This is a genomic window from Bordetella genomosp. 5 (assembly GCF_002261475.1).
Lineage (GTDB): Bacteria > Pseudomonadota > Gammaproteobacteria > Burkholderiales > Burkholderiaceae_B > Bordetella.
The window spans coordinates 50,047-68,897 of record NZ_NEVN01000008.1 but is presented as its reverse complement, the minus strand read 5'-3'; the positions used below and the strand labels follow the sequence as shown (position 1 = coordinate 68,897).

The window sequence follows — 18,851 nt, the reverse complement described above, 5'->3', positions numbered from 1 at the left end:
CGTCTAGTACAACAAGGAGGGAAAGATACTGGAACGTGCCCGCCGGTCCTGCTGCGGGCCGTGTGATTACGTAACGGGGTTTAGGCCGTCACGCGGCGCAAACGGTCAGTGGCGCAAACACAGGCGTAGGGCAATGTTGCATCTGAGTGCATGGCGGCTACGTTCCTCGAAACTTCAAGATGCGCGCTTCAGATGCAGCAGGCGCGGTTCCGCGCGCCGCGCCGGATCGCGCGGCTCGGGTTGGGCGGCTTGCAACAGCATGGCCGCCAGTCCTTCTTCATAGTCCTGCCACGCCGCACGGCGTTGCACGCTTTCGCGCGCGCGCCTGCCCATCGCGCTCAGTGCGTCGGGCGCCTGCAGCACCTCGATAACCTGCGTGGCGGTGTCATGCGAGGGCGCGGCCATGTCGATGCACAGACCGTTGTCGCCGGCATCGACCAGATTGGTGTAGGCCACGCTCGGGCCGACCGCGGGGCAGATGCCCAACGCCATGCACTCGAGCAGGTTCGCGAGCGACGGCACGATGGCCGCTTCGGCGCGTGTCGTCTGATACGGAAACAAGGCCAGCTCCACGCGCCGCAGCAGCAGCTCGCGCGATACGGCGTCGGTGAGGTCCGGCGCGAAGATCACCTGGTCCTCGTGCAGCCCGATGGCGACGGCATGACTGCGCATCGCGGCGGCCGTCTTGCCGCCGGAGAGCACGAGCAGCACCGCATCGGTCTGCCGCAACGAGATCTCAGCGTACAGGTCGATCACCGCGCGGGCGATCAAGGCGGGCGGCTCGTCTTCGGTGAGCGCGATCACGCGCTTGCCTTCGAGCTGGCGCAAGGTGGAGGTGAGCTGCATATCCGCCGGGCCATCGTCACGGCCGCGCAGATTGGCGGCCGGCAGCGGCAGGGGCGGCACGATGGTGCAGTTGCGCTCCGTGCCGATGAGGGTCTGCACGGGCTCGTGCAGCGCGGTGCTGCCGAGCGCGAGCATGTCGGTCTGGCGCAGCGCACGGCGCAGCAGACGCAGATCCACATGCGCGCGCTGCGACAGCGTGTGGTTGGCCGCCGTCTTCTGGAAATAGCGCATGCCGTTCAGCACGAGGCCGCTGGGCACACGCAGCTTGCGCGCGGCGGCATGCGCGCCGAGCGCGCAATGCGCGTCGTCCCACGCCAGCACCGCGCGCGGACGCTGCTGCACGGTGGCGGCAAGGATGGCTTCGGACAACAGATCGGCCAGCGCGTCGGCCGGTTGCGTATCGAGGGCGGGTTGTGGCGCGGCCTTGTAGGCGATGCCGTCGAGTTGCAGCTCGGCGCGGGCGAGGTTGGGATCGGCGTCGTCGGATTCGACCGGCGCGAGGCTGATCACCAGCACATCGCCGAAGCGGGCCTTCAGGCTCGTCGCGTAACGATGCAGCGCGTTGTCGCTGGCGCCGCGGCCGTGCAGGATCGAACGCTGGGTCAGCACCACCAGCGGGCCGTCACCGTGCAGATCGAAGCGCTGGCCGTCCGGCTGCAGTCCGTCGTCGTTCCATTCGAGAATGCGTTGCGACTGCCGGATACGATCGCTGCGCAGCTGCTCGGTCGCGTTGAGGCGCACGCCGCTGTCGAGCGCCGCCTGCAACAGCCGCGCGGACGCCGTGACGATGCCCGCATCGTAGAGGCTGTAGGCCAGCTGGCGCGCATGCGGTGCGCCCGGATCCAGCGTGGCGAGCTGTTCGGCGATCTGCTCGGCGATCTCGGGGTAGCTGGTGCGCGCCCAGCGGGCGACCTCGCACAGCACCTTCGAGCGGACGTCATTGGGCCAGGTCTGGCGCGCGCACCACAGGATCACCTCGGGGCTGCGCACGCGCTTGACGTAGTCGAGCGCTTCCTTGATGGCATTGGCGGTCTCGGCGGGCAGGGCGGCCGCGCCCTTGCGGGCCTGCGGCGTCTGGCGCAGTTCGCGCTTGTGCTCGCGCGACAGGCGGGCGAGCTGATAGGGCAGCATGACATAGGCGCCGAGCGAGTTGGCGCGCGTGACGGCCTCGCCGAACTGCCAGGTGAGCGTGCGTCGCTGCTTCGCGAGTTGCTGGTTGGATTCGCGCAGCAAGGCCTTCACGCTCGCGAGATCCTTTTCGGCCTGCACGCGGGCCGCGCGCTCCTGCTCGAGCCGGGCGTGCGCGTTCTGGGCTTCCTGCAGCAGCTCGTGCAGCCGCTGGTGATCGGCGGAGGCGTTACTGCGTCCCGCCTCGCTCAGTGGCATCACGCGTGCGGTGTTGCGATTGTCCATGGGTCTGGTTCTTCTGAAGAGTGGGGGCAGGGTCAGCGCGCGTTGCGCTGCTGGGCGAACTGTGCGTGCCGGCGGACCCAGTCCTCGCGGTAGCGGATCCGGGCGCGGCGGCCCTGTTCGGATTGCAGGCCGGTATCGCCGCGCTGCGTCAGAGAATCACCGTGATGCAGCGCGATGGTCTGTATGGTGGCGTCGCGCACGATGCCGTGCCGGCCCATGTAAAGCTGCATACGATGTTCGAACTCCTCGTCTGCCCCGTAACGGACCTCTTCGAAGCCGCCGGTGACCGCCACGGCGGACCGGCGCAGCATGATCGAAGAGGGGTTATGGCGGATCAGCGGATAAATGCGGGGTGCAACGGGCACCCCTTGCGTCGTGATGCGCAGCAGGCGGCTCACGACCGCACCGGCACCCGAAGCGAGCAGGCGTGCCGCCTGTTGTTCCAGGCGCAGCGGCAGCATTATGTCGTCGGCGTCCAGAAAGGTAATAAGGTCACCTTTAGCCAGGCGCATACCCATATTGCGAGCCGCATAAACACCGCTGTTTTCCAACCTGGCGGTATTTATACGCGGATTCTGGTCCGCCATTTCCTGCATATGTAGGAATGTGTTATCCGTCGAACCGTCATCAATCGCAATGATTTCGAGGTTGCCGTAACTCTGCTGCAGCACCGAGCGCAGGGCGGAGCGAATATGAGGCGCGGCATTATAAGCACAAATAATGACGCTGATCAGGGGGGCATGCGCGGCGCAAACGGGGGGCGCCGCGCCGGTGGCGGTCAGAAAATCGTTGATTTTCATAGGGGCGCCGCGATCAGGTAACTCGATGCGCTGATCTGTCAGCACATGCATTAAATGTTTGCGAGCGCGGCGATTATCTCCCTGACGAGTGTGCAGCGCAGCAAACATTGCATGCAAATTATGCGAATTCCTCATATTTGCGGACATTTGCATACGAAGGGCCAGCCACCGCGCCCGGTCCAGGTCACCGGCGCCCAGGGCCGCGGCCAGCGCCAGCTCTCGCTCCGCGGGGCGCAGCCACTCCGCGGCGCGCTCCGGCGCCAGGCGTGCCAGCGCCAGGGCGTACTGCCGCCGCTCATGGTCGGAGACCTTGCCCCGGTAGGCCCGCGACGGTTCGACGCCCACGGATGAATCCCACTCGAGTGCCGCACGCGCACGCGCGAGCGATTTTTCCGAGACACCCGTCTCAGTATTGCGAGAGGTATCAAACAGGCCGATCCGGTTAAGCAGAACGGGGTCATGCGGGCCTTGCTGGTAGATGCGATGCGCGCATTCACCCCAGGTCTGCTCGTGTACTCGTCTTTGATAAAGATTTAACAGAGTTGTTCTCAGCATCTGCCCTGGGCGCTCCCTTGCGGTGGGCGTGGAGGCCCTTCCGCTTGTCAAAACCGTACGTGAACCCTCTGTAAATGCAGGGTGCCGCTATTAATTATAGGCGCTGGTCTACACGATAAATGCTGCCGAAAATCCAGACCCATGCTTGGTGTTGATTTGATATAAGTTGAAATGTCCGCCCCTGGGGCCGCCGATATGATGCCCCCCAGTTCCACGAGACCGGATTAATAACCGGCGGTGGAATTTATTTTTCCTTATTCAAATAATTGATTTGGATCCGCCGGAAAGTCATCAGGCGGATCAACGGGAGCGGCGAATGAAGCGACACGGAGCGGCGGCTTGAGCGCGCAGGTGCTGACGCAGGCGCTGGGCGTGCAGGCCCGGGTGGTGATGTCTCTGATCTACCGGGAAACCCGGGTGCGGTTTGGCGGGACGCGGCTCGGCTACCTCTGGGCCCTGATCGAGCCCATCCTGCACGTGGCGGTGCTCTCGACCATCTATGTGGTCTGGGGCCGCCAGGCGCCGATCGGCAACCTTCAGATGTTCTTCATCACCGGCATCATGCCGTTCTTCCTGTTCAGCCATACGTCGTCGCGGCTGGCCCGTTCGATCTCGTCGAACGTGCAACTGCTGCGCCTGCCGCCGGTGACCAACATGGACATCGTGTTCGCCAAGGCCATCCTGCAGGGGCTCACCTGGGTCGCGGTGTTCGTCATCCTGCTGTTCCTGCTGATGCTGGGCGACAAGATGATCGTGCCGGAGAACATCGAAACCTGCGCGGCCGCGGCCTTCTTCACCTTCCTGCTGGGCTTCGGCGTGGGCCTGATCAACGCCGTGCTGAACATGCTGTTCAAGTCCTGGGAGCATTTCTACAGCGCCGTGACGCGGCCGCTGTACCTGCTGTCGGGCGTGTTCTACCTGGTGGACTCGCTGCCGGACCAGGCGCGCCGCGTCCTCGTCTACAACCCGCTCGTGCATTCCATCGAGTGGTTCCGCGTGGGCTACTTCGCGAACTTCAGTTCGCTCACGCTGGATCGGGCCTATCTCATCCAGTGGGCCATCGGCAGCGTCGTGATCGGCCTGTGTCTCGAGCGTGCGATGCGCCGCCGCCTGCATACCCGCTGAGGACGCCATGGACAAGAAAATCGTGGTGTCGCTGCGCGATGTGCGCAAGGGCTTCCGGTCGAAGAAGGGCACGCGTCATGTGCTCGACGGCGTGAGCTTCGATTTCGCCGCCGGCGAGAACGTGGCGATCTTCGGCGCCAACGGCAGCGGCAAGTCGACGCTCGTGCGCATGATCAGCGGCATGGAACTGCCCGACTCGGGCCGGATCCACCGTCATGCGGTGATCTCCTATCCGCTCGCCTTCGCGGGCGCCATCAGCTCCAACATGACCGGGCGCGACAACGTGCGCTTCGTCGCCCGTGTCTACGGCTGCGACGTGGGCGAGGTCGAGCGCTTCGTGTACGAATTCTCCGAACTGGGCCGCGCCTATGACCTGCCCGTGGCGACCTACGCCAACAGCATGCGCGCCCGACTTTCCTACGGCATTTCGATGGCACTCGTGTGCGACGTGTACGTCGTCGACGAGATGCTGGCCGTTGGCGATATGGCCTTCAAGCGCAAATGCCTGGAGGTGTTCGCCGAACGCACGCGCGGCGCCACGATTCTGATGGCCTCCAGCGCCACCACGACCGTGCGGCGCTTCTGCACCCACGCGGTAATCCTGCGCGACGGCCGGCTGGTGGACTTCGGTCCGCTGCCCGAGGTGGCCGAGCGCTTCACGCAGGACGGTGCCCCGGTCGCCAAGGCCGAGCCGCTGCCCGACGACGTGACGCAGGAAGAACCGCAGTCCTGAACCCCTTTTTGAACCAAGACGACGATTGCTTATGACGAGTCCGGAGAGTACTTACACGGGGCCGCGCCTGCCTGGCGGACGCCCGCGGCAGAAGACGCACTGGTTGCGCTGGTCGGCCATTCTGCTGATCGGCGTGCCCGGCGTGCTGCTGGCCCTGTATCTGACCTTCATTGCGCACGACCAGTTCGTGTCGGAGGCGCGCTTCGGCCTGCGCGCGGGCGCCCAGACGCAGTCGACGGCGGCGAGCCGCGACGGCCGCGCCACGCTGGGCGGCAGCGAAATGACGGCCGAGCTGTTCGTGGACTCGTTCGCGGTGGTCGACTACGTCAAGTCGCGCCAGATCGTGCGCGAGCTGGACAAGCAGCTCAATCTGCGCGACATGTGGTCCAAGCCGACGATCGACCTCTGGTACCGCATCTCGAGCGACGATACCGACGAGGCGCTCTGGCGGCAATGGAAGCGCATGGTGGACATCGAGTTCGACATGTCGACCGGCGCCATCATTCTGCGCGTGCGCGCGTTTACGCCGGAAGAGTCGTTGCGCCTCGCCCAGGCCATCCTGACCGCCAGTGAAAAGCTGGTGAATCAGATGTCCGTCAAGGCACGCGAAGACAGCGTGCGCTTCGCGCAGGGCGAAGTTCAGACCGCCGAAAAGCGTCTGGTGGCCGCCCGTATCGAGGTGCAGGATCTGCGCGCCCGTACCGGCGTGCTGGACCCCGTGAAGGAAGCCGAGGCGAATCTGCAGATCGCGGCCAAGGTGCGCGCCGATATCGCCACCGCGGCGGCCGAGCTGGACGCCATGCGCGCCGGCGGACTGCGCAGCGGCCCGGCCTACGAGCGGGTGCAGGCGCGCCTGCAGGCGCTGCAACGCCAGCTCAAGGAGCTCAACGATCACCAGATCAGCGTGGCGCGTGCGTCGACCACCGGCCAGGAGAAGGGCTCTCTGTCGGCCGTGCTGCGCGAGTACGAAGCGGCCGAAACGGAGCGGCAGTTTGCCGAGGTGTACTACACCGGCGCCCTCAAGGCGCTCGAAGAGGCCCGTGGCCTGGCCGCGCGCCAGATGCTCTACACGGTGGTGGCATCGCAGCCGACGATGGCCGACGAATCCCAGTATCCGCGCCGCCTGATCGATACGGCGCTGGGCATTCTGGGCCTGTTCATCCTGTGGATCGTGGCGGTGCTGGTGGTGTACGCGATCAAGGACCACGCCTGAGCCCGGTGGGCGAGGGCAGATAGCCGAAAGCGAGATCTCGATGTTTTCCTTTCTCTCACGTCTTCGCAAGCCGCGTCGTGCCGAGCCCGGCGACGGCCCGGCCGGCGGCCGCCCGAGCACGCTGGCTGTCGTCGATATGTTGACCGCGGCCGCGACCGCCGAGCCGCAGAACGAGGAGCCTTCGCGCGACACGCTGCTCGAGGCGCGCAAGCTGCTCGAACAGCATGTGGCCGCCGGCGACCCGCAGGGCGCCGTGCCCAAACTGCTCGAATATGTGCGCCACTATCCCGAAACGGAGCTGTTCCAGGTGCTGGTGGCGCGCAGCCTGGAGGCGGCGCACAAGCCCGACGAAAGCCTGGTCGTGTGGCGCAGCATCCACCAGCGCTTTCCGGATTCCTCGGATGCCTTCATCCTGATGCTGCGCGGCGTGAAGCGCCAGCTGGGCGTGGAGGCGGCACGCGGCGAGCTCGAGCTGTACTTCTCGGGCGGCAGCACCAGCGCGCGTGACATCCTGCTCGAAGCCAAGAGCTGGGACGAGATCGGTAATTCGGACGAGGCCGACCGTTGCTTCGCGCGGCTGGTCGCGGAGCATCCCGCATTCGAGAACGGCTACGTGGGCTGGGCCCAATCGCTGGTGCGCCGCGGCGCGCTCTGGCGTGCCCGCGCCATGCTGCGCACCGGTGCGGCGACGCTGGGCGATGCCGGGCGCAAGGTCGCGCGCCGGCTGGGCGAACTCGACAACGACATCGCCGCCTTGCGCCAGTTGGGCGTGGAGGGCGAAGGCCGCGACGTGCCGGTCAGCATTCTGGTGCTGGAGCGGCTGTTCCAGGAGATCGGCAAGCGCCGCAACGCCGAGTACGACGCGGGCCCGGAATCGTTCGTGGGCACCGTCCTCATGATCAACGGCTCGCTCGGCGCCGGCGGCGCGGAACGGCAGTTCGTCAACACCGCGGTGGCGCTGCAGACCGCGATCCAGTCGGGACAGTCGGTGGCCGGCTATGGCGTCGTGGGCCCGGTGCAGGTGGTGTGCCGGTCGCTGCGCAGCCGCGAGGGCGCCGACTTCTTCGCGGCGACGCTGCGCGAGAACGGTATCCCCGTGTCGGTCTACGCGGACATGCAGGCGTGGGGCGGCTGCGAGTATTCGTCGCTGCTGGCCCCGTACCGCGAATATCTGCGCTTTCTGCCCAAGCAGATCATCGAGGGCACCACCAAGCTCACGGACGTGATGCGCTCGTCGGTGCCGCAGGTCGCGCACATCTGGCAGGACGGTTCGATCTTCGCGACCGCACTGGCCGCGCTGCTCGCGGGCGTGCCCCGCATCGTGCTGTCGGTGCGCACCATGCCGCCGGTGGACCGGCCCGACCGCTACCGCGTCGAGTACGACACCATCTACTCGGAGCTGCTGAAGATGCGCGGCGTGGTGTTGAGCTCCAATTCCCAATTCGCCGCGCACCGCTATGCCGACTGGCTCAAGGTCGATGCGCGCCGGATTCCGGTGGTCTACAACGGCCTGGCGCCGCTCAAGCCGGCCAGCGACGACAAGGCGCTGGGCCTGATGGCCGAGTTCGCGTCGCGCACCCCCGAGCAGACGTTCACGGTGGGCACGGTGATGCGCGTGGATGACAACAAGCGGCCGTTCCTGTGGGTCGAGGCGGCGCAGAAGTTCGCCGCCACGCACCCGCACGCGCGCTTCATCATGGTGGGCGGCGGTCCGCTGCTCGAGCCGGTCAAGGAGTTCGCGCATCGCATCGGCATGGCCGACCGCATCCTCTTCACGGGTCTGTCCAAGCGCGTGGGCTACTGGCTCACGCAGTTCGACGCCTTTCTGCTGCTGTCCCGTTTCGAGGGGCTGCCCAATGTGCTGATCGAGGCGCAGTTCTCGGGCGTGCCGGTCGTGACCACGCTCGCGGGCGGCGCCGGCGAGGCCGTGCAGGAAGGCGTGACCGGTCTCACGCTGCCCGCGGACACCGTGACGGCCGACGACGTGGCGCAGGCCCTCACGCGCATCCATGAGATGTGCCAGGCCGACGCCCGCATCGCCGAACACGCCCGCCAGTGGGCCACGGCGCGCTTCTCGCTGTCGCAGATGATCGCGTCCACCGTGCGTTGCTACCAGAATCCTTGAGGAAACCGCCGATGATCCAAGCCGTCCAGGCGCCCCTGCATACCGCGTCCACCCCCGATTCCGCCGCCCTGAACCTGTTCGTGCTCGGCAGCTGCCGCGTGCACCGTCCGGTGAAGCTGCTGCAGGAAAGCGGGAGTGCGCGGTTGCACACCTCCGGCGTCAGCGGCTACATCCACAGCACCCGCGAGGCCGCGCAGCGTGTGCGCTGGCTGGCCGAGCGCACCGGGCTGGACCGTCAACTGCTGCCGTTCCTGTTTCCGGCCGCGCGCGTGCCCATCGTGACGCCGGCGCTGGCCGACGAGCTGCGCACCGCGGACCTGCTGGTGGTGGAGGCGGCCGCCGAGCGCAGCGTGAGCGTCGACGGCGTGTTCCTGCAGAAGAATCTCGTCGTGCGGCATCTGGTGCGTGAACTGGGTGACGAAGGCATGGCCTGGTGGCGCTCGCTGGTCCGCAACGGCCGGGTGCTGCCCGAGGCCTACGACGCGGTGCGGCCGGTGTTCGAGCACGTGATCGACGATGCGCTCAAGCCGGCGGGCGAGCGCGTGCTGCGCGGCGCGGTGTGCGCCGAGGACACCGAAGCCGATGTGCGCGCCGATCTGCACTATCTGGCCCGCGTGGTCGACAAGCCGCTGCTCGCGGTGACGCACGTCGACGTGGCGCGCCCGGACGGCCGCCGCATGGTGTCGCGCAGCCGTCACGTCGAGCGGGTCAAGACCGCGGCCGAGGGCGTGCCCGGCGTCGAGGTCATGGATCCGCTGGAGATTGCCCAGGGCTGGGACGAAGCCGCCTTGCTCGACAAGGACGGGGCCGACGTCAATCACTATTCCCCACGTTTCGAGGCTGTGCTGGCCGAACACATGCTGGACCGCGTGCGCGCGCAACTGCGCCGCTCGGGTCCGGCTCGCGCCGCACGCCATTCCTTTTCTTTACCGGAGTAACAAGACGGGCATGAATAAGAACCTATTTCGACTGCTATCGGTGCTGGCCGTACTGGCGCTTTCCGGCTGCGGCGTGCTGTCCGGCTCGGGGCCCACGAAGGGCGCGATCCTGGATGGCGCCAAACCGTCGGGCGATGCCCAGCCCGCCTACGAGGTGGTGGATGTGCGGGCCGACACGATCGCACCGTATGTGCTGGTGCGGCACGACGCCGACGCCGAAGGCGCGACCAGCGACGGCTACGTGGGCAACATGACCGTCATGCCCGGCGACGTGCTGCGCGTGCTGGTGGCCGACAGCATGGAAGGTGGCCTGTTCGCGCCGCTCGCCAATGGCGGCACGGTGTTCGAGGCGGTGCGCGTCGATGCCTCCGGCTCGATTTCGCTGCCCTATGTCGGCCGCCTGAAGGTGCGGGGCAAGTCGCTGGAAGCCATCGAGCAGCAGGTGCGCGGCGCGCTGCGCGCCAGCGCCGCGGTGCAGCCGCAGGTCATGGTGGACCTGGCGGACGACCGCTCCAACTCCGTGCTGGTGGCGGGCGCCGTGCCCCGGCCGGGCCGCTTCGGTGGCAACAAGGGGCCGCTGACCGCGCTGGACGCCATCACGCAGGCCGGCGGCTCCACGCTGCCGCCGTATCAGGCCGACGTGGTGATCCGCAGCGGCAAGAAGGTCAAACGCATTCCCTACCAGCAATTGCTCAATGGCCGCAACGTGGCCGTCGAGCCGCGTTCCGAGGTGGTGGTCGAACCCAATCTGAAGCGCTTCGTGGCGATGGGCGCGCTGACCAAGCCGGGCCTGCACGAGCTGCCCTCCAAGCAGACCAATCTGCTGGACGCGCTGGGTGTGGCGGGCGGTCTGAATGACCGCGCCGCCGACGCGACCGGCGTGTTCGTGTTCCGCCTCGATGGGCGCAATGCGGGCGCCGCGCCGCATCCGACCGTGTTCCGTCTGAACATGCGCAACCCCGAGTCGATGTTCCTGGCCAAGCAGTTCGAGCTGATGCCGGAAGACGTGGTGTACGTGAGCAACGCGCCGATGTACGAGTGGGAAAAGATCATCACTCCGATCGTCCAGGTCCTGATCGTCGGCCAACGTGTCGGCTCCAACTGATTTTTTTGTAGAAGGTGTTTCATGTCGCAATTGCTTAAATCCTTGGACCAAATCAAGCTCGCCGTCGTCGGCCTGGGCTATGTGGGCCTGCCCCTGGCCGTCGAGTTCGGCAAGAAGCGCGAGGTTATCGGCTTCGACATCAACGAGCGCCGCGTCGATGCGCTGCGCAAGGGTCATGACCACACGCTGGAGGTGGATGACGACGAGCTGGCCAGCGCCAAACAGCTGAGCTACACCACCGACAAGGAAACCCTCGGCCGCGCCAACGTGTTCATCGTGACGGTGCCCACGCCGATCGACGAGTACCGCCAGCCCGACCTGACGCCGCTGGTCAAGGCGAGCGAGACCATCGGCGCCGTGCTCAAGCGCGGCGACATCGTGATCTACGAGTCCACCGTGTACCCGGGCGCGACCGAAGAAGACTGCGTGCCGGTGCTCGAGCGCGTGTCGGGCCTGAAGTTCAACGAAGACTTCTACGCCGGCTACAGCCCCGAGCGCATCAATCCGGGCGACAAGGCGCACCGCGTCAGCACCATCAAGAAGGTGACCTCGGGCTCGACGGCCGAAGTGGCCGAGCTGGTCGACCAGCTGTACAAGCAGATCATCGTGGCCGGCACGCACAAGGCGCCGACGATCCGCGTGGCAGAAGCGGCCAAGGTGATCGAGAACACCCAGCGCGACGTCAACATCGCGCTGATCAACGAGCTGGCCCTGATCTTCAACAAGATGGGCATCGACACCGAAGCCGTGCTGCAGGCGGCCGGCACCAAGTGGAACTTCCTGCCGTTCCGTCCGGGTCTGGTGGGCGGTCACTGCATCGGCGTGGACCCGTACTACCTCACGCACAAGGCGCAGGCCATCGGCTACCACCCCGAGATCATTCTCGCGGGCCGCCGCCTGAACGACTCGATGGGCGGCTATGTGGTGTCGCAGCTGGTCAAGGCCATGACCAAGCAGCGCATCTACGTGGAAGGCGCCCGCGTGCTGGTAATGGGCCTGACCTTCAAGGAAAACTGCCCCGACCTGCGCAACACGCGCGTGGTCGACATCGTGAAGGAACTCGGTGAGTACAACGTCGCTGTCGACGTGTACGACCCGTGGGTCGAGAAGGAAGAGGCCGAGCACGAGTACGGCATCACGCCGATCGAATCGCCCGAGGCAGGCAAATACGACGCCGTGATCCTGGCCGTGTCGCACGACGAGTTCGTCAAGATGGGCGCCGCCGAGATCCGCAAGCTCGGCAAGGCCAAGCACATCCTGTACGACCTCAAGTACGTGCTGCCGGCCGACGCGGCCGACATCCGTCTGTAAGCGGGGGGAAACGACATGAACGTACGTTTCGATAACCGCTTCGACACCCTGTGCGCGCAGCTGCGCGCCACGCCGGCCAAGTGGCTGGTGACCGGCTGCGCCGGCTTCATCGGCTCGAATCTGCTGGAAGCCCTGCTCAAGCTGGACCAGACCGTGGTCGGCCTGGACAACTTCGCGACCGGCCACCAGCGCAATCTGGACGAGGTGCGCGAGCTGGTGACGCCCGAGCAATGGGCACGCTTTTCCTTCATCGAAGGCGATATCCGCGACCTGGACACGTGCAAGCGCGCCCTCGAGGGCGTGGATCGCGTGCTGCACCAGGCCGCGCTGGGCTCGGTGCCGCGTTCGCTGGCCGATCCGATCACCAGCAACGAGGTCAACATCAGCGGTTTCCTGAACATGCTGGTGGCCGCGCGCGACGCCCAGGTCAAGTCCTTCGTGTACGCCGCCTCGAGCTCGACGTACGGCGATCACCGTGCGCTGCCCAAGGTCGAAGAGAACATCGGCAAGCCGCTCTCGCCGTACGCGGTCACGAAGTACGTGAACGAGCTGTACGCCGACGTGTTCGCCCGTTCCTATGGTTTCAATACGGTGGGCCTGCGCTACTTCAACGTGTTCGGCCGCCGCCAGGATCCGAACGGCGCCTACGCCGCGGTGATTCCGAAGTGGACCGCCGCCATGATCCAGAACGAGACGCTGGTCATCAACGGCGACGGCGAGACCAGCCGCGACTTCTGCTATGTCGACAACGCGGTGCAGGCCAACCTGCTGGCGTCGCTGGCCGACGAGAAGAGCGTGAACCAGGTCTACAACGTCGCGTTCGGTGGCCGCACCACGCTGAACCAGCTGTTCGGCTTCCTGCGCGACAGCCTGGCGAAGCAGGGCGTGCGCTACGAGAAGGACGCCGAGCACGCCGAGTTCCGCAAGGGCGACGTGCGCCACTCTCAGGCCGACATCGGCCGCGCGCGCCGTCATCTGGGCTACCAGCCGCGCTTCGACATCCTGCTGGGTGTCGACGCGGCCATGCCCTGGTACGTCCGGTTCCTGCGATGATCGAGATCCACTCCAGCGGTATTGCGCGGATCCCGCTCCTGGCCGAGTTGCTGGGTGCGGCGATCACGCGTTATCGGCCCTGGCGGCCGGCCGCGCGCCGCCGCCTGCAGGCGGTCGCGGGGTGGGGCGCCAAGCCGAGCGCGCAGGGTGCGCGCCGGCGCGCGGACCGGCTGGGCCTCCCGTACCTGGCCCTCGAAGACGGCTTTCTCCGTTCGTTCGGCATGGGGCAGGGCAGCCCGACCCTGTCGCTGGTGGTGGACCGGCTGGGCATCTACTACGACGCCACGCGGCCGTCGGAGCTCGAGGTCATGCTGCAGAGCGACACCGACCTGCTGGCGGACCTCGACGACGCGGTGCCCGACGCCATGACCCGCGTCCGCGCGCATCGGCTCTCCAAGTACAACCACACGCCGTTCGAGCCGCCGCTGCTGGCCCCGGCCAACGGGCGCAAGCGCGTGCTGGTCGTGGACCAGACGCTGGGCGACACCAGCGTGACGCTCGGGCTGGCCGACGCGGACACGTTCCAGCGCATGCTGGCGGCCGCGCGCGCCGAACACCCGGACGCGCTGATCCATGTGAAGACGCACCCCGAAGTGGTGGCCGGCACCAAGGCCGGCTATCTGGGCGAGGCGATCTCGGATCCCGATCTGGTGCTGCTCGACACGGACATGAACGCGATCGGCCTGCTCGAGCAGATGGACCACGTCTACGTGGTGACGTCGCAGATGGGCTTCGAGGCGCTGCTGGCGGGCAAGCCCGTGACCTGCTTCGGCATGCCGTGGTATGCCGGCTGGGGCCTGACGGACGACCGGCAAAGCTGCTCGCGCCGCACGCGCAAACGATCGCTCGAAGAGCTGTTTGCCGCGGCCTATTTTCACTACACGCGTTACATCGATCCGCTCTCGCACGGGCGCGGCACGATCTTCGACGTGATCGACTGGCTGGTGCGGCAGCGGACGATGGCGCGCCGCATGCCGGTGCGCACCATCCTGGTGGGTACCCGGCGCTGGAAGACGGCGCATCTCTCGCCCATCCTGTCGCCGTTCCCCGGTGGCGTGGTGAGCGCCGAGAACGCCGCCCAGGCCGCCGCGTTGCAGCCCGAGCCGGGCGAGGCGCTGGCGTTCTGGGGCGCGGAGCCGCCGGGCGGCCTGACGGAACTGGCCGAGCGCACGGGCGCGGCGCTGGTCGCGATCGAGGACGGCTTCATGCGCTCGGTGGGGCTGGGTTCCGACCTGATCAAGCCCATGAGCCTGGCGCTGGACGGCAGCGGCATCTACTTCGACCCGCGCCGTGAGTCGGACCTGGAGCGTGAGCTCAACCACGGCCACTTCAGCGTGGGCGACCGCGCGGCCGCGCAACGGATACGCGCCTTCATCGTGGCGCACGGCATCACGAAGTACAACGTGGCGCAGCCCGAGCCTGCGGGCTGGGACACGCAGGGCAGGGAAGTGGTGCTGGTCCCGGGTCAGGTCGAGGACGATGCCTCGGTGCGCTTCGGCTGCGAAAGCGTGCGCACCAACCTGGCCCTGCTGGCCGAGGCCCGGCTGGCGCATCCCGATGCCTATATCGTCTACAAACCGCATCCCGACGTGCTGAGCCGCAACCGGCGCGGCCGCGTGGCCCAGGCCCAGGCGCTGGAGTATGCGGACCATATCGAGCAGGATCTGTCGGTGGTGAGCTGCATCGAGGCCTGCGACGTGGTGCACACCATGACCTCGCTGTCGGGCTTCGACGCCCTGCTGCGCGGCAAGCGCGTGGTGGTCTACGGCCAGCCTTTCTACGCCGGTTGGGGGCTGACCGAAGACCGCGGCCGCATCGTGCGCCGGCACCGCCGGCTCACGCTCGACGAGCTGGTGGCCGGCACGCTGCTGCGCTATCCGCTGTATTGGGATTGGGAGCTGCGCGGCTACACCACCTGCGAGGCCGTGCTGACCCGCATCATGCAGACGCGCGAGCGCCTGCAGGCGCAGGGCCGCCTCGCATCGTTGCGCGCGGGTTATGCCCGGCGGCAGGTGCGCAAGCTCCAGGCGGTGTGGCAGGCCCGTCTGGCGTATCGGGGCTGAGCCATGCACGCGAGCTATCTGTTCCTGCAGGGCGTATGTTCGCCGTTCTTCGCCTGCCTCGCGCTGGCGCTGCGGCAGGCCGGGCACTCGGTCGCCAAGATCAACTTCACGGTCGGCGACCAGGCCTATTGGCGCGGCGGCGGCGCGGTCGCTTATCGAGGCGATGCCGAGGAGAGCGGTGCGTTCGTCGAACAGCAGATGAACCAGCGCGGCGTGACCGACGTGGTGCTGTTCGGTGACCGCCGCCCCGTGCACCGCCAGGCGGTGGCGCGGGCCCGCGAGCGTGGCGTGCGTGTGCACGTGTTCGAAGAAGGCTACTTCCGGCCGCACTGGGTCACGCTCGAGCGCGGCGGCGTCAATGCCCACTCGCCGCTGCCGCGCGATCCGCGCTGGTACCTCGATGCCGCCGCGCGCGTGAGCGAAGAGACGGCCCAGACCTTCAAGGCGCCGTTCTGGCTGCGCGCCTGGCACGACGTGGCGTACCACAGCTGCAGCGCCTGGAATCCCGTGTTCTATCCCAAGTACCGCACCCATGCGCCGTATGGCGTCGCGCGCGAGTACGCCGCCTATGTGCGGCGGGCGGTCACGTTGCGGCGGCAGGTCGCCGACGACGCGCGCACCGTCGCCGCGCTGGCGGGCGAGTCGCGGCCGTATTACATGCTGCCGTTGCAGCTCGAAAGCGATGCCCAGATCCGCGATCATTCGCGGTATGGCTCCATGCGCGAGCTGGTGAACGAGGTGATGACCTCGTTTGCCCGCCACGCGCGCTCGGACGCCTTGCTGGTCGTGAAGAATCATCCGCTCGATCCGGGCTTTGCGAACCATGGCGCCACGGTGGCGGCGCTGGCGCGACAGCACGGGCTGACCGACCGGGTGCGCTATCTCGAGTCGGGGCACCTGCCCACGCTGTTGCGCCATGCGCGCGGCGTGGTCACGGTCAACAGCACCGTGGGTACCGCGGCGCTCGATCATGGTTGTCCGACGCTCGCGCTGGCCAGCCCGATCTACGCGCTGCCCGGGCTCACCTGGCAGCATGGCCTGGACGCCTTCTGGCGCGAGGCCGGCCCGCCCGACAATCTGCTGTACCAGGCGTTTCGTCGCATCGTGATCCATGCCAGTCAGGTGAACGGCGGCTTCTACAGCGCCGAGGGCATCCGGCTGGCGGTGCGCAACGCCGTGTCGCGCATGACGCAGGTGCATTCTCCGCTGGAGGCGCTGCTATGAAACGCCCGGGCTCGATCCTGATCACCGGTGCCACGGGCGGCATCGGCGCCGCGCTCGCGCTGGCCTATGCCGCGCCCGCCACCACGCTGATTTTGCAGGGCCGCCGCGAGGACCGCCTGGCGGAGCTGGCCACGCAATGCCAGGCGCGCGGCGCGCGCGTCAGCACCCAGGTGCTCGACGTGCGCGACCTGGCCGCGCTCGACGCGTGGCTCGCCGCCGTGTGCGCGACCGGTGTGCCGGACCTGGTGATCGTGAATGCAGGCGTCAACATCCACGCCCGCGCCAACGGCATGGGCGAGGATCGCGAGGAGTCGCGCATGCTCATCGATGTGAACGTGCGGGCGGCCATGGCGACCGTGCAAGGGGTGCTGCCCGCCATGCGGGAACGCCGCGACGGGCAGATCGCGCTCATCAGCTCGCTGGCCGCGTGGCGCGGCTTGCCCGAGACGCCGAGCTACAGCGCGAGCAAGGCCGCGCTCAAGGCCTATGGCGAGGCGCTGCGCGACGGCCTCGCCGGCTACGGCGTGCGCGTCAATGTAGTGATGCCGGGTTACGTCGAATCGCCGATGTGCGAGGCGATGCCCGGACCCAAGCCGTTTCTGTGGCAGCCGGCCCGCGCGGCGCAACGCATCCGCCGCGGGCTGGCGGCCAACCGTGCCCGCATCAGCTTTCCTTTTCCCCTGAACTTCGGGTGCTGGCTGCTGGCCGGCATCCATCCCGCCGTGTCGGGCTTCATTCTGCGCAGGCTGGGCTATCGTGACTGAGTTTTGGCAATTCGCCGGCCTGTGGCCGGTCAGCGCGTGGTGGCAGTCGCATGCCACCCTGGCGTTGCCCTGGGCCTGCGGGCTCGTGTTGAGTTTTCTGATCGAAGGGGCGCTGCGGCCCGCACCCCGCGCGCCGTGGCGGCGCCCGGTGTCCGCGCTGTGCCTGCACGCGGGCGGGTGGACGGTGCTGTTCGCGCTCGAGCTGGCGCTGTTCCGGCGGCCCTGGTTCGCCATCGCCAATCTGGTGGTGGTGCAGGGCATCCTGGTGGGCGTGAGCAACGCGAAGTATCGCTCGCTGCGCGAACCCTTCGTCACCGCGGACTTCGAGTATTTCATCGACGCCCTGCGTCACCCGCGCCTCTATCTGCCGTTCCTGGGCTGGGCCGGCGTGGTGGTGCCGATCGCCGTCTACGCGGCGAGTGTGTGGGTGGCCCTGCGCTTCGAGCCCGCCTACGGCGCGGCCTGGACCGACTGGCTCGGGGCCGTGGCCGCCTTCCTGGCGGCGGGCGCCGCGCTCGCATTGCTGGCCGCCCGGCGGCTGCCGCGCGCGTCGTTCCGCGCCCGCAGCGACCTGCGCCGTCTCGGCATGGCCGCCTTGCTCTGGACGTATGGGCGTGCCGAGCGTCGCGAGCCGCCCAAGCCGCTCGCCGGCTTTCCGTTCGTCAACCTGCGGCCCAGGCCCGCCGCGGCGCTGCCGCATCTGGTGTCGGTGCAGAGCGAGTCCTTCTTCGATCCGCGCAGCCGCTATCCCATGGTGCGCCCGGAGGTCCTGGCGCACTGGGACGGCCTGCGCGCGCAGGCCGAGTCCAGCGGGCGGCTGCGCGTGGCCGCCTGGGGCGCGAACACGGTGCGTTCGGAATTCGGCTTTCTTGCCGGCGTGTCGGCCGAGGAGCTGGGCGTGCATCGCTATAACCCGTATCGCCGGCTGTGTGCGCGGCCCGTGCCCACGCTGGCCTCGCATCTGCGGCAATGGGGCTACCGCACGGTGTGCGTGCATCCCTATCACGGCGGCTTCTATCGGCGCGACCGGGTCTTGCCCCGCCTGGGCTTCGACGCCTTCACCGACATCGCGGCCTTCGATCCGGCGGATCGCGTGGGCGCCTACGTGGGCGACGTGCCGGTGGCGGAACACGTGGCGGCGCTGCTGCGCGAGGCGGGCGATCAGCCGCTCTATGTGCACGTCATCACGATGGAGAACCACGGTCCGCTGCACTGGGAGTCCCTGGACCCGGCGGAAGTGGCCGAGTTGATCCGGGGCGAGTTGCCGGCCGGCTGCGACGAGCTCGGCGCCTATGTGCGCCATCTGCGCAATGCCGACCGCATGTTCCAGACCCTGGCCGACACCATGCGCTCGCTCGACCGGCCCGCGACCCTCTGCGTGTACGGCGATCACGTGCCGATCATGGAAAAGGTCTACGGCGCCTTGGGCGAGCCCGACGGCCTGACCGACTACCTGGTGTGGAATGCGCGATCGCAAGGCGCGCGGGCCGTGCGCGAGCTTGCCGTGCACGATCTCGCCCAGACCTTTCTGGCCGCCGCCGGGCTGTACCGCGGCGGCGCCCGCGTGGCGGCCTGAGCGCCGC

14 protein-coding genes are annotated in these 18,851 nt (G+C 67.7%); 12 read left to right on the top strand and 2 right to left on the bottom strand.

Annotation, left to right across the window (positions count from 1 at the left end):
* Positions 1-174: 174 nt before the first annotated feature.
* Positions 175-2,259, bottom strand: coding sequence for a glycosyltransferase (locus CEK29_RS14850; protein WP_094858577.1), 2,085 nt, complete (start codon positions 2,257-2,259; stop codon positions 175-177).
* A 32-nt stretch (positions 2,260-2,291) separates the two neighbouring features.
* On the bottom strand, positions 2,292-3,614 hold the full coding sequence (locus CEK29_RS14845; protein WP_094858576.1) for a glycosyltransferase family 2 protein: 1,323 nt from the start codon (positions 3,612-3,614) through the stop codon (positions 2,292-2,294).
* Positions 3,615-3,968: 354 nt separating this feature from the next.
* On the opposite strand from CEK29_RS14845, the gene CEK29_RS14840 reads away from it, so the two are divergent.
* From CEK29_RS14840 to CEK29_RS14785, 12 genes are read left to right on the top strand one after another with little or no spacing between them, the layout of a single operon-like run.
* Positions 3,969-4,739 (top strand): ABC transporter permease, encoded by a 771-nt coding sequence (locus tag CEK29_RS14840; protein WP_094802191.1) that lies wholly within the window; start codon positions 3,969-3,971, stop codon positions 4,737-4,739.
* 7 nt (positions 4,740-4,746) lie between these two features.
* On the top strand, positions 4,747-5,472 hold the full coding sequence (locus CEK29_RS14835) for an ABC transporter ATP-binding protein (RefSeq protein WP_094801625.1): 726 nt from the start codon (positions 4,747-4,749) through the stop codon (positions 5,470-5,472).
* 31 nt (positions 5,473-5,503) lie between these two features.
* Positions 5,504-6,685, top strand: coding sequence for a capsule biosynthesis protein (locus CEK29_RS14830; protein ID WP_094801623.1), 1,182 nt, complete (start codon positions 5,504-5,506; stop codon positions 6,683-6,685).
* A 40-nt stretch (positions 6,686-6,725) separates the two neighbouring features.
* Positions 6,726-8,810 carry a glycosyltransferase gene (locus CEK29_RS14825; RefSeq protein WP_094858575.1) on the top strand — a complete coding sequence of 695 codons (2,085 nt, stop codon included), beginning with the start codon at positions 6,726-6,728 and terminating at the stop codon, positions 8,808-8,810.
* Positions 8,811-8,821: 11 nt separating this feature from the next.
* Complete coding sequence (locus CEK29_RS14820) at positions 8,822-9,748, top strand: capsular biosynthesis protein (RefSeq protein ID WP_249279110.1); 927 nt, start codon at positions 8,822-8,824, stop codon at positions 9,746-9,748.
* Positions 9,749-9,758: 10 nt separating this feature from the next.
* Positions 9,759-10,853, top strand: coding sequence for a polysaccharide biosynthesis/export family protein (locus CEK29_RS14815; protein WP_094801619.1), 1,095 nt, complete (start codon positions 9,759-9,761; stop codon positions 10,851-10,853).
* A gap of 21 nt (positions 10,854-10,874) precedes the next feature.
* A complete protein-coding gene (tviB, locus tag CEK29_RS14810) occupies positions 10,875-12,164 on the top strand; it encodes a Vi polysaccharide biosynthesis UDP-N-acetylglucosamine C-6 dehydrogenase TviB (RefSeq protein WP_094858574.1) in 1,290 nt (429 codons plus the stop codon).
* Between the two features lie 15 nt (positions 12,165-12,179).
* The gene (locus CEK29_RS14805; RefSeq protein WP_094800179.1) at positions 12,180-13,217 is read left to right on the top strand and encodes an SDR family oxidoreductase; all 1,038 of its coding nucleotides are present in this window, start codon (positions 12,180-12,182) and stop codon (positions 13,215-13,217) included.
* Entirely contained in the window at positions 13,214-15,280 is a 2,067-nt protein-coding gene (locus CEK29_RS14800) for a capsular polysaccharide biosynthesis protein (RefSeq protein WP_094858573.1), read from the top strand. Before CEK29_RS14805 ends, CEK29_RS14800 begins: the two co-directional genes overlap by 4 nt.
* Before the next feature lie 3 nt (positions 15,281-15,283).
* Entirely contained in the window at positions 15,284-16,504 is a 1,221-nt protein-coding gene (locus tag CEK29_RS14795; protein ID WP_094858572.1) for a capsule biosynthesis protein, read from the top strand.
* Positions 16,501-17,268, top strand: a complete 768-nt coding sequence (locus tag CEK29_RS14790; RefSeq protein ID WP_094858571.1) for an SDR family NAD(P)-dependent oxidoreductase — start codon at positions 16,501-16,503, stop codon at positions 17,266-17,268. The genes CEK29_RS14795 and CEK29_RS14790 overlap by 4 nt, the downstream gene beginning before the upstream one ends.
* Positions 17,261-18,844, top strand: coding sequence for an LTA synthase family protein (locus CEK29_RS14785; protein WP_249279035.1), 1,584 nt, complete (start codon positions 17,261-17,263; stop codon positions 18,842-18,844). The genes CEK29_RS14790 and CEK29_RS14785 overlap by 8 nt, the downstream gene beginning before the upstream one ends.
* Positions 18,845-18,851: the final 7 nt, after the last annotated feature.

Bases quoted from the DNA above. Each gene is read 5' to 3' on its own strand.
- CEK29_RS14850 (WP_094858577.1), bottom strand. From the start codon at position 2,259: ATGGACAATCGCAACACCGCACGCGTGATGCCACTGAGCGAGGCGGGA.
- CEK29_RS14845 (WP_094858576.1), bottom strand. From the start codon at position 3,614: ATGCTGAGAACAACTCTGTTAAATCTTTATCAAAGACGAGTACACGAG.
- CEK29_RS14835 (WP_094801625.1), top strand. From the start codon at position 4,747: ATGGACAAGAAAATCGTGGTGTCGCTGCGCGATGTGCGCAAGGGCTTC.
- CEK29_RS14830 (WP_094801623.1), top strand. From the start codon at position 5,504: ATGACGAGTCCGGAGAGTACTTACACGGGGCCGCGCCTGCCTGGCGGA.
- CEK29_RS14825 (WP_094858575.1), top strand. From the start codon at position 6,726: ATGTTTTCCTTTCTCTCACGTCTTCGCAAGCCGCGTCGTGCCGAGCCC.
- CEK29_RS14820 (WP_249279110.1), top strand. From the start codon at position 8,822: ATGATCCAAGCCGTCCAGGCGCCCCTGCATACCGCGTCCACCCCCGAT.
- CEK29_RS14815 (WP_094801619.1), top strand. From the start codon at position 9,759: ATGAATAAGAACCTATTTCGACTGCTATCGGTGCTGGCCGTACTGGCG.
- tviB (WP_094858574.1), top strand. From the start codon at position 10,875: ATGTCGCAATTGCTTAAATCCTTGGACCAAATCAAGCTCGCCGTCGTC.
- CEK29_RS14805 (WP_094800179.1), top strand. From the start codon at position 12,180: ATGAACGTACGTTTCGATAACCGCTTCGACACCCTGTGCGCGCAGCTG.
- CEK29_RS14800 (WP_094858573.1), top strand. From the start codon at position 13,214: ATGATCGAGATCCACTCCAGCGGTATTGCGCGGATCCCGCTCCTGGCC.
- CEK29_RS14795 (WP_094858572.1), top strand. From the start codon at position 15,284: ATGCACGCGAGCTATCTGTTCCTGCAGGGCGTATGTTCGCCGTTCTTC.
- CEK29_RS14790 (WP_094858571.1), top strand. From the start codon at position 16,501: ATGAAACGCCCGGGCTCGATCCTGATCACCGGTGCCACGGGCGGCATC.